Origin of the sequence: Actinomadura montaniterrae, assembly GCF_008923365.1 — a bacterium.
GTDB classification, from domain to species: Bacteria; Actinomycetota; Actinomycetes; order Streptosporangiales; family Streptosporangiaceae; genus Spirillospora; species Spirillospora montaniterrae.
Genome location: NZ_WBMR01000167.1, coordinates 1 through 20,422, shown reverse-complemented (window position 1 = coordinate 20,422; position 20,422 = coordinate 1). Strand labels below are relative to the sequence as shown.

18 protein-coding genes and 2 pseudogenes are annotated in these 20,422 nt (G+C 73.5%); 11 read left to right on the top strand and 9 right to left on the bottom strand.

Annotated features, from left to right (window positions below; genetic code table 11):
- Positions 1–655 (bottom strand): maltotransferase domain-containing protein (locus tag F9B16_RS37160; RefSeq protein WP_151544912.1); only part of this gene is annotated, 655 nt, incomplete at its 3' end.
- 228 nt (positions 656–883) lie between these two features.
- On the opposite strand from F9B16_RS37160, the gene F9B16_RS51515 reads away from it, so the two are divergent.
- The 3 genes from F9B16_RS51515 (at position 884) to glgP (ending at position 4,323) form a co-directional block, all read left to right on the top strand.
- On the top strand, positions 884–1,030 hold the full coding sequence (locus F9B16_RS51515) for a hypothetical protein (protein WP_192809175.1): 147 nt from the start codon (positions 884–886) through the stop codon (positions 1,028–1,030).
- 61 nt (positions 1,031–1,091) lie between these two features.
- Complete coding sequence (locus tag F9B16_RS37155) at positions 1,092–1,601, top strand: VanZ family protein (protein WP_151544911.1); 510 nt, start codon at positions 1,092–1,094, stop codon at positions 1,599–1,601.
- Between the two features lie 55 nt (positions 1,602–1,656).
- Positions 1,657–4,323, top strand: a complete 2,667-nt coding sequence (glgP, locus tag F9B16_RS37150) for an alpha-glucan family phosphorylase (RefSeq protein WP_151544910.1) — start codon at positions 1,657–1,659, stop codon at positions 4,321–4,323.
- Here the strand turns inward: glgP and F9B16_RS37145 are convergent.
- The 4 genes from F9B16_RS37145 to F9B16_RS37130 are packed head-to-tail and all read right to left on the bottom strand — an operon-like array spanning position 4,320 to position 6,907.
- Positions 4,320–4,889 (bottom strand): hypothetical protein, encoded by a 570-nt coding sequence (locus tag F9B16_RS37145; protein ID WP_151544909.1) that lies wholly within the window; start codon positions 4,887–4,889, stop codon positions 4,320–4,322. The two genes, glgP and F9B16_RS37145, sit on opposite strands and share 4 nt — an antisense overlap.
- Entirely contained in the window at positions 4,889–5,134 is a 246-nt protein-coding gene (locus tag F9B16_RS37140) for a helix-turn-helix transcriptional regulator (RefSeq protein WP_151544908.1), read from the bottom strand. The genes F9B16_RS37145 and F9B16_RS37140 overlap by 1 nt, the downstream gene beginning before the upstream one ends.
- A gap of 25 nt (positions 5,135–5,159) precedes the next feature.
- Positions 5,160–6,014 carry an ABC transporter permease gene (locus F9B16_RS37135; RefSeq protein ID WP_151544907.1) on the bottom strand — a complete coding sequence of 285 codons (855 nt, stop codon included), beginning with the start codon at positions 6,012–6,014 and terminating at the stop codon, positions 5,160–5,162.
- On the bottom strand, positions 6,011–6,907 hold the full coding sequence (locus tag F9B16_RS37130; protein WP_225992278.1) for an ABC transporter ATP-binding protein: 897 nt from the start codon (positions 6,905–6,907) through the stop codon (positions 6,011–6,013). The genes F9B16_RS37135 and F9B16_RS37130 overlap by 4 nt, the downstream gene beginning before the upstream one ends.
- 130 nt (positions 6,908–7,037) lie before the next feature.
- On the opposite strand from F9B16_RS37130, the gene F9B16_RS37125 reads away from it, so the two are divergent.
- Positions 7,038–8,216: a sensor histidine kinase gene (locus tag F9B16_RS37125; protein ID WP_225992277.1), complete on the top strand. Its 1,179-nt coding sequence runs from the start codon at positions 7,038–7,040 to the stop codon at positions 8,214–8,216.
- Positions 8,217–8,228: 12 nt separating this feature from the next.
- Entirely contained in the window at positions 8,229–9,071 is an 843-nt protein-coding gene (locus F9B16_RS37120) for a M55 family metallopeptidase (protein WP_151544905.1), read from the top strand.
- A 15-nt stretch (positions 9,072–9,086) separates the two neighbouring features.
- Here the strand turns inward: F9B16_RS37120 and F9B16_RS37115 are convergent, their stop codons facing one another.
- From F9B16_RS37115 to F9B16_RS53065, 3 genes and pseudogenes are all read right to left on the bottom strand, one after another.
- Entirely contained in the window at positions 9,087–9,881 is a 795-nt protein-coding gene (locus F9B16_RS37115; RefSeq protein WP_151544904.1) for an SWIM zinc finger family protein, read from the bottom strand.
- Positions 9,881–12,679: pseudogene (locus F9B16_RS37110) on the bottom strand (SNF2-related protein); the annotation flags it as partial. The gene F9B16_RS37115 and the pseudogene F9B16_RS37110, both read right to left, overlap by 1 nt.
- Before the next feature lie 165 nt (positions 12,680–12,844).
- A pseudogene (locus tag F9B16_RS53065) lies at positions 12,845–13,264 on the bottom strand (SNF2 helicase-associated domain-containing protein); the annotation flags it as partial.
- A gap of 1,174 nt (positions 13,265–14,438) precedes the next feature.
- Here F9B16_RS53065 and F9B16_RS37105 point away from each other — a divergent pair.
- Complete coding sequence (locus F9B16_RS37105) at positions 14,439–15,221, top strand: enoyl-CoA hydratase/isomerase family protein (protein WP_151544903.1); 783 nt, start codon at positions 14,439–14,441, stop codon at positions 15,219–15,221.
- On the opposite strand, the gene F9B16_RS37100 is transcribed toward F9B16_RS37105, so the two are convergent.
- The gene (locus tag F9B16_RS37100; protein WP_151544902.1) at positions 15,208–15,579 is read right to left on the bottom strand and encodes a winged helix-turn-helix transcriptional regulator; all 372 of its coding nucleotides are present in this window, start codon (positions 15,577–15,579) and stop codon (positions 15,208–15,210) included. The two genes, F9B16_RS37105 and F9B16_RS37100, sit on opposite strands and share 14 nt — an antisense overlap.
- An 83-nt stretch (positions 15,580–15,662) precedes the next feature.
- On the opposite strand from F9B16_RS37100, the gene F9B16_RS37095 reads away from it, so the two are divergent.
- The 5 genes from F9B16_RS37095 to F9B16_RS37075 form a co-directional block, all read left to right on the top strand.
- Entirely contained in the window at positions 15,663–16,331 is a 669-nt protein-coding gene (locus F9B16_RS37095) for an NADPH-dependent F420 reductase (RefSeq protein ID WP_151544901.1), read from the top strand.
- Positions 16,332–16,439: 108 nt separating this feature from the next.
- Positions 16,440–17,207, top strand: coding sequence for an SDR family NAD(P)-dependent oxidoreductase (locus F9B16_RS37090; RefSeq protein ID WP_151544900.1), 768 nt, complete (start codon positions 16,440–16,442; stop codon positions 17,205–17,207).
- A 204-nt stretch (positions 17,208–17,411) separates the two neighbouring features.
- The gene (locus tag F9B16_RS37085) at positions 17,412–18,362 is read left to right on the top strand and encodes an acyl-ACP desaturase (RefSeq protein ID WP_151544899.1); all 951 of its coding nucleotides are present in this window, start codon (positions 17,412–17,414) and stop codon (positions 18,360–18,362) included.
- A 194-nt stretch (positions 18,363–18,556) separates the two neighbouring features.
- Entirely contained in the window at positions 18,557–19,381 is an 825-nt protein-coding gene (locus tag F9B16_RS37080; RefSeq protein ID WP_151544898.1) for a serine/threonine-protein kinase, read from the top strand.
- Between the two features lie 53 nt (positions 19,382–19,434).
- On the top strand, positions 19,435–20,422 hold a 988-nt coding region (locus F9B16_RS37075), incomplete at its 3' end, for a serine/threonine-protein kinase (RefSeq protein WP_151544897.1).

Here is a 20,422-nt window from a genome sequence, read left to right as displayed (position 1 = left end):
CGGAGCGGGGGAAGAACTCGTACCAGGCGCCGTACAGGGCGCGTTGCCGGTGGACGACCAGCGGGTACCAGTCCGACACCGTCAGCAGGTCCCGCAGCGGATGCCGCTCCAGCACGTCCGCCACATCGGGATCGGCCGCCGCCTCCATCCGGTCGCCGACCGGGATCGTCTCGTCGCCGAGGCGCTTGGCGAGCCTGGTCAGGGTCGGGCGGTCCTTGCTCGGCAGCGCCTCCGCCGCGCGCGCGAACAGCCGCGCCCCCTCGGCGAGCATGAGCTCCACGTCCTGGCCGCGCGGGACCTTGATCTGCGCGTCGTGCCACCAGTGCGCGATCGGATCGCCCCACGCCTCGACCCGGAACGACCACTCGCCCATCCGGTCCGGCGTCACCAGCGCCGCCCACCGGTCCAGGCCCACGCCGACCTCGGTCATCGGCTCGCCCGGCTGCTCCATGCCGTCCGGCGCGCGCAGCACCACCGCCGCGCCGAGCATCTCGTGCCCCTCCCGGAACACCGTCGCCGACACCTCGACCGTCTCGCCCACCACGGCCTTCGCCGGCCACCGCCCGCCGCCGACCACCGGCGCGACGTCCAGGATCGGGATCCGCCCGAGCCTCGGAATACCGGTGATCGTGGATGTTCCGGACTCGACCTGCATGTGGCATCCCCTACCCGTTCGAGACTTCCGAAACGTCCATGCCCGGGAAGCGGCGCGAACCGTCATCGAGTTTCCGATAACTTTGCGCGACCATCCCGGCAACGCTCCGCGACCACCCCGAAACGATCTTTTTCCGGCGTCCCGGACGGCGTTCCGCGGACGCCGCCCGGCCCCGCCCGGTACGGTCGTGCCGCTCGATCAAGACCGGCGGGACGGGGAGTGACGGGTATGCGGCGACCGGCGAAATCCATCGCGGGCGGCAAGGCGGGGACGGCGGCGAAGGCGGGGACGGCGGCGGTGGCCGGGGCGCTCGCCCTGGGCGCGTGCTCGGCGCACGGCGACGGCACGGCGCGCGGCACGAAGGACCTGGTCTGACCCAGGGCGCGAACTCGGCGGCGCGGCGGATCGTTGAACCGGCGTGCCCGATCATGTGCCCATGGAGCTGGTGCGGACGCTGGTGCTGTGGGCGCTGATCGCGGCGGCGGTGGCGCTGCTGTGGCGGCCTGTCGTGCGGCGGACGGGGTGGCCGCCGCTGCCCGCGCTGGCGCTGCTCGCGTGGACGGGCCTGGTGCTGGCGATCACGCTGCCGGCGACCGTCGCGGCGGGCGCGGGCGGCCGGCTGGAGCACTGCGTCGCGACCCCGGTGTCCGACGTCGCCTGGTCGCTGCGGATCTTCGGGTCGCGCGGCCTGGAGGACGTCATGAATGTTGCCTTATGGGTACCTTTGGGTTTCCTGGGGGTGCTGGTGTCCCGGCGCCCCGTCGCCGCGCCCGCGGTCTTCTCGGCGGGGTTCGTTCTGGTCGAATTCCTGCAAACTCTTGATCCAGGACGCGAATGCGATCCCGGTGACATGGCCTACAACTCGATCGGCGTGGCGGCGGGAGCCCTTACGGCGTCGGCGTTCCTGCGCGTCCGGGCGCTCGCGGCCGACCGATCCGCGAGGTGACGAAACCCCGCCCGGCTGTCGCGCCGCCGCGGCGCATTGCATAGCGTGACGTTGCGTGAAGGCAATCCGACGATTCACGGTCCGCACCGTCCTTCCAGAGCCGCTCCGGCAGCTCGAGGAGCTCGTCCTCAATCTGCGCTGGTCGTGGCACCACGAGACGCTGGACCTGTTCCGCGCCGTGGACCCTGCGCTGTGGGAGGCCGTCCACCACGACCCGGTCCGGCTGCTCGGCGAGGTCGCGCCCGAGCGGCTGGCGCAGCTCGCCGAGGACCGGCGCTTCCTGCGCCGGCTCCAGGACACGGCCGAGGACCTGCACGAGTACCTGACCGCCCCGCGCTGGTACCAGTCGCTGTCCGGCGCCCCGTCGTCCATCGCCTACTTCTCGCCCGAGTACGGGATCACCGCGGCGCTGCCGCAGTACTCCGGCGGCCTCGGCATCCTGGCCGGCGACCACCTGAAGACCGCCAGCGACCTCGGCGTCCCGATCATCGCCGTCGGGCTGCTGTACCGGCACGGGTACTTCTCCCAGTCGCTGTCGCCGGACGGCTGGCAGCTGGAGCGCTACCCGCCGATCGACCCGAACGGGCTGCCGCTGACCCTGCTGCGCGAGGCCGACGGGACCCCGGTCCGCGTCGCGATCGGCCTGCCCCCGGGCGGGGCGGGACGCGGCGACGGCGCCGACGACCACGGCGGCGCGCGCGGCCCCGCCGAGCACGGGGCGGGCGCCCGCGAGCTGCACGCGCAGGTGTGGCTGGCCCGGGTCGGCCGCGTCCCGCAGCTGCTGCTGGACTCCGACGTCGAGGACAACGACCCGGCCGCCCGCGACGTCACCGACCGGCTCTACGGCGGCGGTGGCGACCACCGGCTGCTGCAGGAGATGCTGCTCGGCATCGGCGGCGTCCGCGCCATCCGCGCGTACTGCCGCATCACCGGCCACCCGGCGCCCGAGGTGTTCCACACCAACGAGGGGCACGCCGGGTTCCTCGGCGTCGAACGCATCCGCGAGCTGGTGTCCGAGCAGGCCCTGACGTTCGACGAGGCCCTGGAGGCGACCCGCGCGGGCACGGTGTTCACCACGCACACCCCGGTCCCCGCCGGCATCGACCGGTTCCCGCGCGAGCTGGTCGCCCGGTACTTCGGCGGCGCCAACGAGGACCCGCACGTCCCCGCCGAGCGCGTCCTCGCGCTCGGCGCCGAGGACTACCCGGGCGGCGACCGCACCGTGTTCAACATGGCCGTCATGGGGATGCGGCTGGCGCAGCGCGTCAACGGCGTCAGCGAGCTGCACGGCGAGGTCAGCCGGGAGATGTTCGGCGGCCTGTGGGGCGGCTTCGACACCGCCGAGGTCCCGATCGGGTCCATCACCAACGGCGTCCACGCCGGCACGTGGGTGGCGCGGGAGGTCCTCGACCTCGCCGCCCGCGAGATCCCGGCGCTGATGGCGTCCGGACGCGGCTGGGAGGAGGTCCGCGACGTCCCGGAGAGCGAGATCTGGCGGATCCGCGGCCTGCTCCGCGAGCGGCTCGTGCTGGACGCGCGGCGCCGGCTCCGCGAGTCGTGGCGGCAGCGCGGCGCCAGCGAGGCCGAGATGTCCTGGATCGACGACGCCCTCGACCCGAACGTGCTGACCATCGGGTTCGCGCGGCGCGTCCCGTCGTACAAGCGGCTCACGCTGATGATGAGCGACCCGGACCGGCTCCGCCGCATCCTCCTCGACCCGGACCGGCCGGTGCAGATCGTCATCGCCGGGAAGGCGCACCCCGCCGACGAGGGCGGCAAGCGGCTCATCCAGGAGATCGTCCGGTTCTCCGACGGGGAGGACGTCCGGCACCGCATCGTGTTCCTGCCCGACTACGACATGGCGCTCGGGCGGCTCATGGTGCAGGGCTGCGACGTGTGGATGAACAACCCGCTGCGGCCGCTGGAGGCGTGCGGCACGTCCGGGATGAAGGCGGCCCTGAACGGCGGGCTGAACCTGTCCATCCGGGACGGCTGGTGGGACGAGTGGTACGACGGGCAGAACGGCTGGGCGATCCCGTCCGCCGACGGCCTGTCGAGCCCCGACCGGCGCGACGAGCTGGAGGCCGGCGCGCTGTACGAGCTGATCGAGGACCACGTCTCGGTCACCTTCTACGACCGCGACTCGGCCGGGCTGCCGCGCCGCTGGCTGGAGATGGTGAAGCACACCATCGCCACGCTCGGCCCGAAGGTGCTGGCGAGCCGGATGCTCCGCGACTACGTGCTGGACCTGTACACCCCGGCGGCCGCGTCCGAGCGGGAGATGGTCGCCGACAAGTACGCGGGCGCCCGCGCGCTGGCCGGCTGGAAGCAGCGGGTCGCGAAGGCGTGGCCGGGCGTCGCCGTCGAGCACGTCGAGACCGACGGCGGGGAGAGCCCGCAGGTCGGGGCGCTGCTGACGGTGAAGGCCGTCGTCGCGCTCGGCGGCCTCGACCCCGACGACGTCGCCGTCGAGGTCGCCTACGGCCGGGTGGACGACGCCGACGCGCTGATCGACCCGTCCTACCTCGACCTGGGCGGTGCGGAGCCGGCGGGCGACGGGCGGCTGCGCTGCACCGGCGAGGTCCCGCTCGGGCGCAGCGGCGCGTTCGGGTACGGCGTCCGGGTCGTGCCGAGCCATCCGATGCTGTCGACGCGGGCCGAGATGGGGCTCGTCGCGCTGCCGCCGGCGCCGCCCGGCATGACGAACGGCGACCTGCGCTAGCCCGCGCTCGCGTCGTCCTCGTCCTCCTCGTCCTCCTCGTCGTCGGGCGGCGGGTCCGGCATCCGCCATCCGGCGACGAGGACGGGCAGCAGCATGTGCGTCTCGAACAGCGCGATGACGCCGACCACGACGGCCGCCATCGGGACGTGCTCGGTGTCGGCGGCGAGCACCGCGACCACGACCGCGACGAGCACCGCGAGCATGATCCGGTGCGCGACCGTGAAGGCGCGCAGCCGCTCGGCGACCTGCCGCTCGTCGAGCCGGCTCTCCGCGAGCGACATCGTCCCGCGCGTCGCGACGTTCAGCGCGCCGATCACCGGGACCGTCGTCACCACCGACACGCCCAGCAGGCTGATCGTCACCCACATGGCGGTGTCGCTCGGCGCGAGGTGCCACGACACGACCGTCCCGGCCCAGATCATGGCCAGGCCCGCCAGCCCGGCCGCGGCGAGCGCGCGCCGCCGGCTCCGCGTCGCGTACCAGGACTGCATCAGGTCGGACTGCAGCACCTCTTCGCGGTGCGACGTCCACCGATCCCACATGCGGGGCTTCCCTCCCTCGGCCATCAGGCGCTCCCCAGCCGGGGGAACGGCGTCAGCGAGAACACGACCTCGACCGGCACCTCGAAGAACGCGGCGATCCGCAGCGCGAGGTGCAGGCTCGGGCTGTACTCGCCGCGCTCCAGGTAGCCGATCGTCTGGTAGTGGACGCCGAGCGCCGTCGCCAACTCCCGGCGCGACACGCCCCGCTCGGCGCGCAGCACCGCGATCCGGTTGTGGACGTGCTCCTTGTCCGCCTTGCCGTCCGCCACCGGCCCAGTCTCCCGCACCCGGAGGTCAGAACGCGCCCTGGGCGGCCCGGCGCTCGCGGCGGGCGGCCAGCCGCGCCCCCGACTCCCGCCGCGTCGCCCGCAGCAGCAGCCACGGCGCGACGAGCAGGCCCGCGGCCGCCCACGCGCCGAGCACCCCGGCGGTCTCCAGCGGGCGCCAGCTCCCGCCGATCTCCCCGGCGAGCATCGCGTCGGGCAGGAACGCCGACCGCAACCCGAGCCCCTCCCAGTACAGCGGGAACGCCTGCGCGACCCACCGCACCGGCTCCGGCAGCGACGTCACCGGGAACAGCACCCCGGAGATGATCATCAGGCCCATCACCGGCAGCGACAGGACGCTCGCGGCGTTGCGCGGGCCCGGCAGCAGCGTGCCGAGCGCCGCGCCGAACGGGACGACCGCGAGCGTCCCGAGCGCCAGCACCCACAGCAGCGTCAGCCACCGTCGCGGGTCGGCCGGCAGGTCCAGTCCTGCCAGCGCGATGCCCGCGACCAGCATCAGCACCACGTACATGACGATCTGCAGCAGCACCGAGACGGCCCGGCCGACGACGTAGGCGGGGACGCCGCCCGGCACCGTCCGGAGCCGCAGCAGCGTGCCCTCCTCCCGGTCCGCGGCGATCACCATGGCGAGGTTCATCAGCCCGGTCGAGAACACGCAGAACGCGACGAACCCGGCCGCGAGCAGCAGGCCCTCCGACACGTGCGTGCCCTGCGCGTCGTGGCCGCCCTGCCAGCGGACCATCAGCACGAAGACGCCGACCGTCGCGACGACGCCGGTCAGCAGCTCCCGCCGGTTCTTCAGCGAGTGGACGTGCTCCGCCCAGCCACGCCGGACCCCCATCCCGATCGGCCTGGTGTTCACGCCGCCGTCCTCTCCGCACTCGCTCCGGCCGCTCCGGCGCCGGCGGCCTCGGTGCCGCCGACCAGGTTCAGGTAGCTCTGCTCCAGCGTCGGCCGCCGGATCTCCAGGCCCGGGACCGGGCCGCCGAACCGCCGGTGCAGCTCGTACGCCAGCCGCGACGGGTCCGGCGTCCGCTCGGCGCGGGGCGCGCCGTCCTCCAGCCACCGCACCTCCGACGCGGCCTGCACGACCGACGCCAGCCCGGACGGGGTGCCGCTCACCGTGACCTCGCCCCGCACCAGGATCGCGATGCGGTCCGCGAGCCGCTCGGCCTCCGCCAGGTCGTGCGTGGTCAGCAGGATCGTCATGCCGTCCTCGCGGGCGAGCCGCCCGACCAGCTCGTGGAAGTCGCTGCGCGCCCGCGGGTCGAACCCGGCGGTCGGCTCGTCCAGGAACAGCACCTCCGGCCGCCCGACGATGCCGAGCGCGACGTCCAGCCGGCGGCGCTGCCCGCCCGACAGCCGCGCCGCCATCTGCCCGGCCTGCGCCGTCAGGCCCATGACCTCGAGCAGCTCGTCGGGGTCGCGCGGCCGGTCGTAGAAGCCGGCGACGTGCGCCAGCAGCTGCCGGACGCCCCAGCGCGGGTGGTCCTGCCAGTCCTGCAGGACGATCCCGAGCCGCGCCCGCCACGCCGCGCCGCCCGTGCCGGGGTCGGCGCCGAGCACCCGCACCTCGCCGGACGTGCGGCGCCGGAACCCCTCCAGGATCTCGATCGTGGTGGTCTTGCCCGCGCCGTTCGGGCCGAGCAGCGCCGCCACCTCGCCCGCCCCGACCTCCAAGTCGACGCCGCGCAGCACCTCGGTGCGGCCGTAGCGCATCCGCAGGTCGCGCGTCCGGATCACCGGACCGGTCATGCGCACCTCCTCCGTACGGGAACTTCGATCGTTCGCCGCAGCTGTGCTTCTGCTGATAGTAGAAGTACTACATCTCGTCGCAGGGCCGCAAGCTTCGGAACCTGGCAGGACGGACTGGCAGGATGGAGCCGTGCGCGCACCAGCCCTCAGCCGGGACCGCGCCGCCTCCGGGCTCCGGTGGCCGCGCGGCCGCCGCGCCGACGCGCTGCTCGCCGCCGCGTGCTTCGCCGTCCTGGCCGTGATCGCGCTGATCGCCGCCTACGCGCTGGACCGGGGCATGCTCCCGTTCTACGGCTGGGCGCTGCTCGCGATCGCCTGCGGCGCGCTCGCCTTCCGTCGCAGCCGTCCCCGCACCGTGGCGCTCGTCACCTTCGTCGCCTGCGTCCTGTACTACCCGCTCACCGAGCCGGACGGCCCGATCATCATGACCTTCGTCATCGCGCTCTACACCGCGGCGGCCGAAGGGCACCTCGTGAGCGCCTCCGCGCTCGCCGCCGTCGCGATGGGCGCCACCCTCTACGGCAACGACGCCGACCAGGTCAACCACCTCGCCGACGCCGCGACGTTCCTGCTCGCCGGCTGGTTCGTCGCCGTCATCGCCATCGGCGGCTTCGCCCGCAACCGGCGCGCCTACCTGCGCGAGGCCGAACACCGCCTCGCCGCCGCCGAACGCTCCCGCGAGGCGGAGGCCCGCCGCCGCGCCATCGAGGAGCGGCTCCGCATCGCCCGCGAGCTGCACGACGCGCTCGGCCACAACATCTCGCTGATCCACGTCCAGGCCACCGCCGCGCTCCACGTCCTGCAGCGCGAGCCCGGCCGGGCCGGCGAGGCGCTCACCGCCATCAAGGACGCCAGCAAGGACAGCCTCCGCGAGCTGCGCGCCACCCTCGGCGTGCTCCGCCAAGTGGACGGCCCCGTCGCGGACGTCCCGCCCGGCCTCGCCCGGCTGGACGAGCTCACCGCCGGCACCGCCGCCGCCGGGCTCACCGTCCGCACCGAGACCGAGGGCACGCCCCGGCCCCTGCCCCCGGACGCCGACCGCGCCGCGTACCGGATCGTCCAGGAGGCCCTCACCAACGTGACCCGGCACTCCGGCGCCTCGTCCGCCGTCGTCCGCGTCCGCTACGGCGACGGAGACGTCACCGTCACCGTCGAGGACGACGGCGGCGGCGCCCCCGCACCGGCCACCGTCGGCACCGGCTCCGGGATCCGCGGCATGCGCGACCGCGCCGAGGCGCTGGGCGGCGCCCTCGACGCCGCGCCCCGCCCCGGCGGGGGCTTCACCGTCCGCGCCACGCTCCCCGCCTGACACGATTGGCCCATGAAGGTCTTCGTCTCGGTCGACATGGAAGGCGTCTCCGGGCTCACCGACCCCGAGGAGATGCGCGCCGGCGGGCGCGGCTACGAGCGCGGCTGCGAGCTGATGACGGCGGACGCCAACGCCGCGGTCCGCGCCGCGTTCGACGCCGGCGCCGACCAGGTCGTCGTCACCGACTCGCACGGCCGCGGCAAGAACCTGCGCGCCGACCTGATCGACGAGCGCTGCACGCTGATCCGGGGACCGCACATGGCGATGCGGATGGGCGAGGGCCTGGACGCCTCGTTCGACGTCGCCCTGTACGTCGGCTACCACGCGCGCGCCGGCGCCGAACGCGGCGTCCTCAACCACACGTGGATGGGCCGCGAGATCCAGGACCTGTACCTGAACGGGGAGGTCGCGGGGGAGATCCGGCTGATGGCGGGCTACGCGGGCTCACTCGGCGTCCCGGTCGGGCTCGTCGCGGGCGACGAGGCCGCCTGCGTCGAGGCGCGCGACGTCCTCGGCGACGTCCCCACCGTCGCCGTCAAGGCGGGCCACGACCGCTACGCGGCCGAGCTGGTCCCGCCCGCGCGCGCCCAGGAGATGATCTACGAGGCGGCGCTGCGGTCGCTGCGCGACCCCTCCGGCTGGCGCCCGCTGGCGCTGCCGTCCCCGTACACCCTGGCCATCGACTGGAACACCACGTCGATCGCCCAGTCCTGCTCGCTCATCCCGGGCGTCACGTCGACCGCGCCCCGCGTCACCGAGTTCACCTCCGCCGACTACGCGGAGATCGTCGGACTCCTCGGCATCTGCGCGACCCTCGCCGGCGAGATCGGCTGCACCGGCCGCCACTACGGCTGACGCCGCGGGCCGCCCTCAGCCGTCCCCTGACGAGGGCGGCCCGCCCCCGCTCAACGCTTCGTAGGCGGGAAGGAGGGCGTCGGTCAGCGGCCGGCGGCGGATCTTCACCGGGGGCGGCGTCGCCACCTGCAGGACGAAGCCGGGCGGAACGGGCGGCGCGGGCGGACGGTCGCGGAGGCGGGCCAGGCCGGACGGCGTCGTCCAGAAGTCCGTCGCCGACAGCGGCTCGTCCTCCATCTCCAGGGGATCGGGCGCGGCGGCGGGGCCGCGGCGGAGCGCGGTGAGGAGCCGGTCGCGGCTCCGGCCGTTCCATTCGAGGATGAGGAACGGGTCGTCGTCGAACGCCTCGGCGAGCAGGTACAGGACGGCCGCGGCGTGCTTGCACGGGTCGCCCCAGTCCGGGCAGTCGCACATCAGGTGCAGGTCGGCGGCCGTGGCCGGGAACAGCGCGAGGCCGAGCTCGGCGAAGACCCACTCGATCTCCGGCGGCATCTCGTCGGCGAGGAGGCGGGCGCGGAACACCGCGCGGGACGCCAGCTCCTTCTCGGCGGCGATCCAGCTCGCCGCGCCGATCCCCTCGATCCCGAGGGCCACCTCGTAGGGCTCGGGACGCGAGCCGCGCACCTTCGCCGTCACCTCGTAGGGGGTGACGCGCAGGTCGTACACCTGGCCCTTGCGCGCGTAGGTGCGGCCGCGGGAGAGCCGGCCGGTGTCGGCGAACGACTCCACGAGGTCGATGAAGCGCCGCGACCACCACCGCGCACCGATCGAGCCGCGCTTCGTGCGGGCCCGGACGCCCTCCCCGTCCATCAGTCGCTCACCGCCTCGGGCGACAGCCGCAGGACGTCGCGGAGCTCGGCGACCGACAGCTCCGTCAGCCACTCCTCGCCGGTGCCGACGATGGACTCGGCGAGCGCCTTCTTGCGCTCGATCATCTCGTCGACGCGCTCCTCCATCGTCCCGACGCAGATGAACTTGCGGACCTGCACGTTGCGGGTCTGGCCGATGCGGAACGCCCGGTCGGTGGCCTGGTCCTCGACGGCGGGGTTCCACCACCGGTCGACGTGCACGACGTGGTTCGCGGCGGTCAGCGTGAGGCCGGTGCCGGCGGCCTTGAGGGACAGCAAGAAGACCGCCGGTTCCGGATCGCCCTGGAAGTGCTGGACGAGGTCGTCGCGGGCCTGCTTGGACGTCCCGCCGTGCAGCCACAGCACCGGCCGCTCCAGCCGGGCCGCCAGGTACGGCTGGAGCATCGAGCCGAACTCGGCGTACTGGGTGAAGACGAGCGCCTTCTCGCCCTGCTCGAGGACCTCGGCGCAGATCTCCTCGAGCCGCTCCAGCTTCCCGGACCGGCCGGGCAGCCGCGAGCCGTCCTTCAGCAGGTGCGCCGGATGGTTGCAGACCTGCTTGAGCTTGGCCATCGTCGCCAGGACGAGCCCGCGCCGCTGCTTGTCGTCGGCCTCGGCGATCTGCTCGAGCATGTCGTCCACGGTGGCCTGGTAGAGCGACGCCTGCTCGGTGGTCAGGTTGCAGTAGACCTTGATCTCCTGCTTCTCCGGCAGGTCGGAGATGATCGACCTGTCGGTCTTGAGGCGGCGCAGGATGAACGGCTGCGTCGCCCGCTTCAGCGCGAGCGCGGCCCGCTCGTCCCCCTCCTTCTCGATCGGCACCGCGAACCGCTGCCGGAACGCCGCGCGCGGCCCGAGCAGCCCCGGGTTCGCGAACTCCATGATCGACCAGAGTTCGGTGAGGTGGTTCTCGACGGGCGTGCCGGTGAGCGCGATCCGGGTCCGCGCCGGGATGCTCCGCACCGCGCGGGCCTGCCGCGTGCCGCTGTTCTTCAGCGCCTGCGCCTCGTCACAGACGACCCGCTCCCAGCCGACGGGCGCGAGCATCTCCGCGTCCCGCGCCGCCGTCCCATAGGTGGTCAGCACGAGGTCGGCCGCCGCGGCCGCCTCGACCAGGTCGTCGCCGCGATGGCGGCCCGTCCCGTGGTGGACGTACACGCGCAGCTTGGGCGTGAACCGCGCCGCCTCCCGCTGCCAGTTCCCCACCAGCGACATCGGTCCGATCAGCAGCGTCGGCCCTGGACGGGCGTCCTCTCGCTCGGAGGCGAGAAGCGCCAAGGTCTGCGCGGTGTTGTGGCACAGCATGCCTTCGGCCACGTAATTGTGGTGCCCTGCGACCTCGAAGTCGTAGACATAGCCGTCATAGTCGACCTCCTCGACCGAGACGACCTTGGCGTAGAAGACCTCACGAGACGCCCGGTCGTCCAGAAGGTCGCGGATCTCTCGCAACCCGGCATGGTCGAGATTCTCGTAAGCGGCGGTGGTTCGTGCCGTCCACTTGTTGCCGGTGGGGCTCGCGTGCTCGGCCTGCATCTCGCCGGAGAGCATGCGATCCATCCCCTGGACGGCGTCCCGCGCCGTTGCCTTGGACAGTTCCTGTCCGCCGTAGAAGTAAACGGTCCTCACGCCGAAATGCCGCATCGGGAGACCGGTGAGCTCCCGTGCGCGCCGGAGGAGGTCGCTGCCCGGAACGCCCTCGACGTTGGTGTTGTGCGGCAGGCGGCAGATGGCGTCCAGCCGCGCCTGCTTCGCCGGGTCGGCGATGCCGATGTGCTCATGGAACAGGCGCAGGCTGTGGCCGCCGATCAGTGCTACCTGGTAGGGCCTCTTGACGCCCCTCCCGTTCGTCGCGTGCTTCCACTTGGTCGTGATGCGCAACCAGATTCCGAAACGGCGAAGCATCGCGCTGAGCTGGCGGATGATCCAGACGGAGGCCGAACTTATCTCGACGACGCGTGCCTGGGAGTTGACCGAAGCCTCGGCCGCGAAGCAGTGGCGCAGGAAGAGGCGGACGGTCGCGTCATCTGCCGACACGATGCCGTCAGGAATGCGCTTGTGCGCTGAGTTTCTGCCCCACTGGTAGGCGTGCTCTTCCAGCAGCCTGCGGTACGGCATTCCGCTGAACCTCAGGTAGGCGGCCTTCGCGTTCACCGCAGGCATGATCGCCGGCTCGTTCAAGTGAAGCGCGAAGCGTTCGGCGACCCTGAGCAGCCGGCCGTGCAGGTCGTGGAGTACCCGCACGTCCTTTTGCGTGATGACCACGCTCGAATAGGGGTCCTCGGACCCTTCCGCGATCTGCCATGCCAGGAGCACCGTGAGGTCGGGATCGACCGGACTGCCGTCGTGCCGGAGACGGGCCGGTACGCAGAGCCGCATTCCGGGGCGGACGTCCCTTGTCCAACCATCGACTCCCATGAGGCGATGGCGCCGAGTCACGACGATCCTGCTCCCGTCGTCCAGGGTGACCTCGCGCACCTTCTCCCGGATGTGCTGGCGGTACAGGCGGGTGATCGGCGCCGTGACGATGCGCCCGTCCTCGGCGATGGAGTTGACCGTCAGGGGCTTCGACGGAACGGACCACTGCCCTTCCCCGTCGGGGTCGATTCCGGTCGCGTACCGCGCCCACACGTCCTTCGCTTTGATGAGAGCCCCGTTGACATGGACGAACTCGTCCTTGCCGATGCACTTACCGAGGCCCATCGAATCTGCGAGGATCGCGCCCAAGCCCAGGCCGTCGAGGAATTTCAGCCAGGCGAGGCCGCGCTCCTGGAAGGGGCGCAGCGTCCCGTTGAATCCCCGGGGCGTGCGCATGGGGGTGAGGCGGCGGTCGGCCTCGCCGGACAGCAGGTCGCCGAAGGTGCCGTCGGCGTCGACGGCGGTCAGCGGGAGCGCGTCGTCGCCCGCGTGGACGATCGCGCGGATCGCCTCGGCGGCGGGCATGCGGCCCTGGCGCGGGTGGCGCAGGAAGTCGAGCGCGGCCTCGAGCTGCTCCTCGTCCAGCTCGACCCACTGGCCGCGCAGCCGGACGAGCGGCGTCTTCAGCCGGGCCAGCTCCTCCAGCTCGGCCTCGTCGATGCTCTCGTCGCCGATGGCGAGGTCCCACCGGAACTTCACCATGCCCTTGAGGTCGAAGCCGGACGGCGCCGCGGCGCCGGCGGACGCCTCGGGATCGTCGGTGCGGGTCGTCAGCTTCATGCCGAGCCTGGCCTTGCCCGCCCACTGGGGGAGCAGGACGCCGAACCCGGCGGCGGCCAGCATCGGCGCGGCCCGCCGGAGGAAGCGGAACGCGCCCGCGGTGTCGAGGGCCAGCTCGGCGGGCGCGGGGCCGTCGAGCGCGGGCGCCATGTCGGGGAACAGGCGAAGGGCGCGGCCGAGGCCGGCGAGGAGCGTCTCCTCCGCGTCGGGGATCGAGGTCGCGTCGCCCGCCCACACCATCGCGGCGGGCACGTAGAGGCTGGGGTCGTCGGTGCCCTGGAGGGCGAACTCGACGCGCCAGGCGTCGCCGGAGCTCTCTTCTTCTTCTTCTTCGGGGAACGGGTCGGCGGCGAACTCCTGCGCGCCCGGCTCGGCGAGGCGGAAGCAGACCCGCAGCGGCCCGGACGGGCGGCGCGCGGCGGCGGCCCACGCGTCCAGCTCCGCGATCAGCTCGTCGGGGTCGTCGCCGGGCTCCCGCGCGACCTCGGCGGAGGGGCCGGTCAGCGCCTCCGCCCAGCGCTCGGCGAGCGGCAGCCGGTCGGGCACCTTGCCGCGCCGGGCCGGCAGCAGCGGATGCGGGACGACGCCCCGGACGGCGGTGTCGACCAGCCCGGACAGCGCCTCCCGCAGCACCTGCGCGGCCGGGCGGCCCCCGTCGGCGGCGCGGCACGCGGCCGGCATCGCGCGGGCCAGCGCCCGGAACCGGGCCGGGTCGTCGAGGACGGGGCGCCAGCGCGCGACGAGGTCGCCGTCCTCGCGCAGCAGCGCGGGCAGCACCTGGCCGCGCCCGGCGAGGTGCACGGCCTCGTCCGCGAGGACGCACAGGAACCGCAGGTCGGAGCCGGGGACGACGTCGCCGCTGTGCTCGGCGGCCTGGAGCAGCGCCATCGCCGGGAACGGCTCCAGGACCAGCGCCGGCACCCGCCACGGCCGCAGCTCCGGCTCCCCGGGCACCGGTTCGGGGCCGAGCTCGGCGGACGGCAGCGGATGGTCGCCGTGCGTCGGCAGCGTCATCGCCAGCTCGACGCGGAACGCGCCGCGCAGCAGCGGCTCGTAGGACGTCCCGGTGAAGTCGCGGGTCGCGAACGGGTGCGCGTCGCCGCCGGGCGGGTCGTGCGGGCCGGTGCGCTCGGCCCACACGCAGAGCGCCCCGCCATGCCAGGCGGCATGGGCGACCAGCATCCGAACCCCCGGTGACGTGCGATGTGACTGCCGGGCCCGAAGCTACCAGTGGGGTCCGACAGCCGGGCCGCCGTGGCGGGACCCAGGGGCGGGCTTGTTAGGTTCGGGGACGTCGGTCGACCGGAGGATCTTGGAGGCGTGCGTGGGCGAGTTCGTGCGGGTGGAGACGGAGGACGGCGTCGCGACGATCCGGCTGGACCGTCCGAAGATGAACGCCCTGAACGCGGAGATGCAGCGGGAGCTGATCGGCGCGGCCCGCGAGGTCACCGAGGACGACCAGGTCGCGGCGGTCGTGCTGTACGGCGGGGAGCGGGTGTTCGCGGCCGGCGCCGACATCAAGGAGATGGCGCCGATGCCGTACGCGGAGATGGCGGCGGGCCACTCGCGGCTCTTGCAGGACTTCACCAAGGCGCTCGCCGCGATCCCGAAGCCGGTCATCGCGGCGATCACCGGGTACGCGCTCGGCGGCGGGCTGGAGGTCGCGCTGACCGCGGACTTCCGGGTCGCGGGCGAGGGCGCGAAGGTCGGGCAGCCGGAGATCCAGCTCGGCATCATCCCCGGCGCGGGCGGGACACAGCGGCTCGCGCGGCTCGTCGGGCCGTCCAAGGCCAAGGACCTGATCTTCTCCGGGCGGCACGTCGCCGCGGACGAGGCGCTCGCCATGGGCCTGGTGGACCGGGTCGTCCCGGACGCCGACGTCTACACGGCGGCGAAGGAGTGGGCGGCGTCGTTCGCGGGCGGGCCCGCGAACGCGCTGCGCGCCGCGAAGCAGGCCGTCGACACCGGGCTGGAGGTGGACCTCGCGACGGGGCTGGAGATCGAGCGGGTGCAGTTCGCCGCGCTGTTCGCCACCGAGGACCAGAAGAACGGCATGAAGTCGTTCATGGAGGAGGGCCCGGGCAAGGCGAAGTTCACGGGCCGCTGAGCGCACCCTCCGCACCGGCGCGCTCCTGGGCGTCGAGGACGTCGGCGGCGTAGCGCTCGGTCCAGCGGCCCAGGGCGGACAGCGGTTCGAGCATCCCGCGCCCCGGGCCGGTCAGCTCGTACTCCACGCGCGGCGGCGCCTCGGCATAGCGGCGGCGGACGACCAGGCCGTTGTGCTCGAGGCGCCGCAGTGTCTCGGTCAGCACCTTGTGGCTGATGCCGCCGATCCGGTCCTGGAGCTCGCGCGGGCGCAGCGGGCCGTCCTGCAGCGTCCACAGCACGACGCCCGTCCAGGTGCCGGACAGCAGGTCGAGGCCGAGCCGCGTCTGGCAATCGGCGACGAACTCGGGATCGTCCATCCTGCCCCTCCTGATACGCACCGGATGGTGCGGAACGAACCGCTTAGCGTCCCGTCCGACGGTAATCGACACGGGAGGTCGTCATGCGGATCGGTGTGCTGGGTGCGGGGAACATGGCGGACGCGCTCGCGACGCAGTGGGCGCGCAAGGGGCACGAGGTGCGGATCGGGGCGCGGGCGCCGGAGAAGGCGGTCGCGCTGGCGGGACGCGTCGGCCATGGCGCGCGGGGCGGGACGCTGCGGGACGCGGCGGAGTTCGGGGACGCGGTCCTGCTGGCCGTCGCCCACGAGGGCGTCGCGGACGCCCTGAGCCAGGCGGGTCCGCTCGCGGGGCGCGTCCTGCTCGACTGCACGAACCCGATGGAGCCGCCGTTTGAGCGGCTGAAGACCGTCGGCGGCCCGTCGGCGGCGCGCCGGATCGCCGACCTGACCGGGGCGCGGGTGGTGAAGGCGTTCAACACCTGCCCCGACACGGTGTGGCGGATGGCGCCGCCGGAGTTCGGTGGGCGGCCTCTCGGCGTCCCGCTGTGCGGGGACGACCCGGACGCGCTGGCCGTGGCGCGCCGCCTGGTGGCCGACATCGGCTGCGTCCCGATGGACGGCGGTGGCCTGGCGCGTGCCGGGCTCCTGGAGGCGACGACGGCGTTCCTGGTCGGGCTGTGGGTGGCGGGTGAGGACCCGCTGACGATGCTGCCCCCGGCGGACGCGGCCATGGCGCGGGCGCCGCAGCGTACGTCCGAGCCCGTCGCCTGACGCCGCGCGAGGCGGCTCCGGCGCCGGGGCCGCCCCGCGCGATCTCCGCCATGCGATTTCGGCGGGTGGGCCCGGTCCGGACGAAGATCGCCGATAGCATCTGCCGCCATGCGACACGCGTACCGAACCGCGCTCGTGACCGGGGCGTCCAGCGGGATCGGCGAGAGCTTCGCCCGCCTCCTCGCCGCCCGCGGCACCGACCTGGTCATCGTGGCCCGCCGCGGCGACCTGCTGGACGGGCTCGCCCGCGAGCTGGTCGAGCGGTACCGGGTCGCGGTCGAGGTGCTGGCCGCCGACCTCACCGATCCCGCGCAGCGCGGCGAGATCGAGCGGCGGCTGCGCGCCGAGCCCGTCGAGCTCCTCGTCAACAACGCAGGTCACGGCGCGTTTGGAGCGTTCGCGGAACTGCCGGTGGAGGACCACCTCCGGCAGCTGGAGCTGAACGTCACCGCGCTGGTGCGGCTCACCCACGCGGCGCTCCCCGGGATGATCCTGCAAGGCCGCGGCGGTGTGCTGAACGTCGCGTCCATGGCCGGGTTCACGCCGTCGCCCGGGAGCGCCACCTACGGCGCGACGAAGGCGTACGTCGCGTCCTTCTCCGAGAGCCTGCACGCGGAGGTCGCGTCCAAGGGCGTCCACGTGACCGCGCTGTGCCCCGGCTTCACCCGCACCGAGGACGACGCGCCGACGAACCTGCTGTGGCTGCGCCGCAACGACGTGGCCAGGGCCGGGCTGGACGCGGTCGCGGCCGGACGCGCCCTCTGCGTCCCCGGCGCGCAGTACAAGGCGGCGCTGCCCGCGCTGAAGCTCGTCCCGCGCCCCCTGCTGAGGGCCGCCGTGAACCGGATGTGGCACCAGGCGGCCGACACTCGGTGACAAAAGCGGACGACGGGTTTCGCTCAGATCTACAAAACACTCCCGGCCCTGATTGTCACGGGGGTGACTTGACGCGGGTCGTGCCGACTGGCGACCATCGAACCTACGCTTGAGTAGGTTAGAACGGCCTGCTGGGCGCCCCATTCCGTGCCGCGGGCGCGGCGGCACCGTCCGGCATCCCGACACGTCCAGCGAAGGAAGCGCATGACCGTGACCCCCGAAGAGAAGTTCCAGACCGGCCTCCTGCTCGACCTCGAGCCGGTGGTCGAGAAGGAGCTCGACCGGCACCTGTCCATGGCCAAGGAGTGGTTCCCGCACCAGTACGTGCCGTATGGGCAGGGCCGCGACTTCGACGGGCCGCTGGACGGCGAGCCCTGGTCGATCGAGCAGTCGAAGGTGACCCCGGAGGCGCGCGAGTCCCTCATCGTCAACCTGCTCACCGAGGACAACCTGCCCGGCTACCACCGCGCGATCGCGACCGTCTTCGGCCGCGAGGGCGCCTGGGGCACCTGGGTCAACCGGTGGACGGCCGAGGAGAACCGGCACGGCATCGTCATCCGCGACTACCTCACCGTCACCCGCGCCGTGGACCCCGTCGCGCTGGAGCGCGCCCGGATGCACCACATGGAGGCGGGCTACGAGGCCGACCACGGCGAGTCGTTCCTGCACGGCACCGCCTACGTGTCGTTCCAGGAGCTCGCCACCCGCGTGTCGCACCGCAACACCGGCAAGGCGTCCGGCGACCCGCTCTGCGAGCAGATGATGGCGCGCGTCGCGGCCGACGAGAACCTGCACATGATCTTCTACCGGAACCTGATGGCCGCCGCGCTGGACGCCGCCCCGAACGAGACGATGCGGGCCATCACCGACGTCGTCAAGGCGTTCCAGATGCCCGGCCACAGCATCGACGGGTTCCTGCGCAAGTCCGTCGTCATCGCCAACGCCGGCATCTACGACCTGCGCCTGCACCACGACGACGTGCTCACCCCGGTGCTGCGCAAGTGGGGCGTCTTCGACCGCACGGACCTCACCGGCGACGGCGACAAGGCCCGCGAGGAGCTCGCCGAGTTCCTGGAGGGGCTCGACGACGCCGCCACCAAGTTCGAGACCCGCCGCGAGGAGCGCCGCGCCCGCCAGGCGGCCCGCAAGGGCTGAGCCCCCGCGCCGCGCCCGCTCGCGCGCCCGCCCGCGTTCGTCTCGCGCTCGTCTCGCGCTCGTCTCGCGCTCGTCTCGCGCTCGTCACGCGCCGCGGCCGTTTCGTGATCTTTCCGCGGGAACGGCCGCGCGCCCGCCGGCGTCCGATCGGGTTTCGCCGGAACGTGATCGCGGTTTCCGGCGTCTCAGTGTTCATGGGGACTCATCGGCGCCTTGGTGAGTATCGGCTGCTGGACGAGATCGGCCGGGGGAGCACCGCGGTGGTGCACCTGGCCCTGGACTCCCAGGGCCGCGAGGTCGCGGTCAAGGAGCTGTGCCCGCAGGTCGCCGGCGAGCCGGAGGCGCTGGCGCGGCTGGCCCGCGAGCTCGCCGTGCAGGCCCGGGTGAACAGCCGGTACGTGGCGCGGCTGCTGGACGGCCGGGTGTCGGCGGAGCGGCCGTACGTCGTGATGCAGTACGTCCCGGGCTGCCCGCTGAACGACCTGGTGAAGGCGTACGGGCCGCTGGGCGGGGACCGGCTCGTCCGGTTCGCGCGTCGGCTGGCCCTCGCCGTCGCCGACGTGCACGACGCGGGCGTGCTGCACCGGGACGTCTCGCCCGGCAACGTGATCGTGCTCGGCGACCGGCCGACGCTGATCGACTTCGGCATCTCGCACCAGGCGGGGATGGAGCAGATCACCCGCCGCGGGATGGTCGTGGGGACGCCCGCCTACCTGGCGCCCGAGCTGATCGAGGGGGAGCGCGCCACGACCGCGTCGGACGCGTTCTCCTGGGCGGCGACCGCGGCGTTCGCGGCGACGGGCCGCCCGCCGTTCGGCCGCGGCTCGCTGCACGGGGTGTGCTTCCGCATCCTGCGCGGCCAGGCCGACCTGGACGGGGTGCCGGAACCGCTGCTCGGCGTGGTGCGCCGCGCGCTCTCGCGGGACCCGGCGGACCGCCCGTCCGCCCGCTGGATCGCGGGGGCGCTCGCGCAAAGTGACGATCCTATCACGGATCGCGGCCGGATCGCGGCGGCCTGAGATGACCGTTGGATCCTTCTCGCGGGGGCGACGAAGGTAGGGTTTCGGAAACGATGGAGGGAGCAGTCACGTCCGGGGACCGTATCGGCCACTACAGCGTGCTCCAGACCCTCGGGGAAGGGGGCATGGGCGTCGTCTACCTCGGCGCCGACCCCGAGGGGCGCAACGTGGCCATCAAGGTGCTGCGACCGGCGGTGGCCGGCGACGCCACGGCGCGCCGCCGGCTGGCCCGCGAGGTCGACTCGATGCGGCGCGTGCACAGCCCCCACGTCGCGGAGATCCTCGACGCCGACGTCACCGCCGACCAGCCCTACATCGTCACCCAGTACGTGCCCGGCCGCACGCTGGAGGAGGTCGTCGAGGAGGGCGGCCCGATCTACGGGCCGGGCCTGCAGCGGCTGACCGTCGGGCTGGCGTCGGCGCTGTCGGCGATCCACGGCGCCGGGATCGTGCACCGCGACCTCAAGCCCGGCAACGTCATGATCGTCGACGGCGAGCCGGTCGTGATCGACTTCGGCATCGCGCAGGGCGCGGACGCGACCCGGCTGACCGCCACCGGCATGGTCATCGGCACCCCCGGCTACCTCGCCCCGGAGATCATCGAGGGCGAGGACGCGGGGCCGCCGTCCGACGTGCACGCGCTCGCCGGCACGGTCGCCTACGCCGCGACCGGCCGCCCGCCGTTCGGCTCCGGCACCTTCGAGTCGATCTTTTACAAGATCATGCAGGGCACGCCGGACCTGGACGGCGTCCCGGACGCGCTGCTCCCGCTGCTGCGCTCGGCGATGGCCCGCAACCCGGCCGAGCGGCCCACCGCGGTCAACCTCGTCCAGCTCGCGCGGCGCATCCACCTCGAAGCGACGATCACCGACCAGACCCGCGTCGACCAGCACTACACGCGCCCGGACGGGCACGTCCCGCCGGTCGAGCAGCCCGCGCCCGACCACGCCCGGCAGTTCGCCATGCCGCCGGGCGAGACCACCGGCCGCACGGACGGCCGCGCCGGCGGGCGCACCGCCACGCCGCCGCCGGCGCCGCTCC